This is a genomic window from Pseudomonas sp. JL2, assembly GCF_031570495.1.
GTDB lineage: Bacteria > Pseudomonadota > Gammaproteobacteria > Pseudomonadales > Pseudomonadaceae > Aquipseudomonas > Aquipseudomonas rhizophila.
Genome location: NZ_JAKUDH010000066.1, coordinates 1 through 1,314, shown reverse-complemented (window position 1 = coordinate 1,314; position 1,314 = coordinate 1). Strand labels below are relative to the sequence as shown.

The 1,314-nt window shown below is 53.3% G+C and carries 1 protein-coding gene; it reads right to left on the bottom strand.

Annotation, left to right across the window (positions count from 1 at the left end; all coding sequences use genetic code 11):
- Positions 1-37: 37 nt before the first annotated feature.
- Positions 38-1,260, bottom strand: a protein-coding gene (locus MKS85_RS28760) for an IS3 family transposase (protein WP_139051244.1) whose coding sequence is annotated in 2 segments (ribosomal slippage) — positions 38-909 and positions 909-1,260 — 1,224 coding nt in all. Because the reading frame shifts where the segments join, the coding sequence is not laid out codon by codon here.
- Between the last annotated feature and the right edge of the window lie 54 nt (positions 1,261-1,314).

The following is a 1,314-nucleotide window of genomic DNA, read 5'->3' as shown; positions in this document are numbered from 1 at the left end:
TGTCTAGTCCTGAAATAGGTTTACACCTGTTTCAGTCTCAAAACGCCCGATGCACCGCATCGGGCGTTTTGTATTTCAGGGCCAAATGAGGTCGCTTACGGTTATAGATTTCTATCGATTCCTCAACCATGCGCTTGGCTTGGGCGAGGTCTTTGGGACGGTGTAAAAGAAATTCTGTTTTCAGAATCCCATTCACTCGTTCCGCTAGGGCATTCTGGTAGCAGTCGTAGCCATCCGTCATCGAACACCTGACGCCATGCTTGGCGTGCAGCTTTTGGTAGAGATCAGAGCAGTATTGCGAGCCCCGATCGGAGTGATGTACCAGTGGCTGATTGGTTCTTCGGTGTCGAAGAGCTTTCGTCATCGCCCGGATGACTGACTCGGTATGCAGGCTTTCATGCACATGATGGCCGACTATTTTGCGCGAGAACGCATCAGTGACCAGACTTACGTAAGCGACGCTTTGCTCGGTCGGTAAATAGGTTATATCCGCCACCCACACCTGTTCCGGGCCGGTGGCAGTGACTTGGTCAGGGCCGGGCTTGAGCCGATTCGGATGTCGACGGAAGCGATGATGACTGTCGGTAGTCTTGTGATAAGCGCGTTTGCGTGGGACCAGTTGTCGCTGGTCTCGCAGAATATCGAACAATCGATCTCGGCCTACCGTTTGCGTTAGTTCAGGTTCGGCTTGCATTAGCCCATGCAGCTTACGGGTGCCCAACCGAGGCATTTCAAGGCGTGCCTCCAGCACAAACCCCAGCACCTTTTGCGCATGGCTAGCTTGCGCGTCGTAAGCTCGATTGCGCTTGTAATACGCCTGCCGTGAGATGCCCAGAAACTGGCAAGCCCTGGTGACACTCAGGCCTTCGATTTGCCCTTGGCTGAGGACTTGCCGGATCGCTTTTTTACGACAGAAACACCGTAATCGTTTTTCAGCACGTCAACGACAGCTTCAAAAAATTGGGCTTTCTGGTTGGCAAGGGCCAGCTTTTCTTCCAGCTCCTTGATTCGCTGCTCTGGTGTCAGCGGCAAATTTGGCTCGGCCATCGGTCGGTTCCTCTGGGCACGAATGGAGGCGCCTTGGCTCCAGTCCTGCCGCCCATGCTTGCGTAACCATACCAACACAGTCGACCGGCCCTGAATCCCATAACGCCGTTGAGCCTCTTTATAACTCAGTTCGCCCTTCTCAACCTGATCGACAACCGCCAATTTAAAGCCCAGCGTGTAATCACGCTGACTACGCCTTCTTCCTGAATCCATTGGTTCCTCCTGAGGATAGGTCAGAAGGTGTAAACCTTATTCAGGACGAGACAC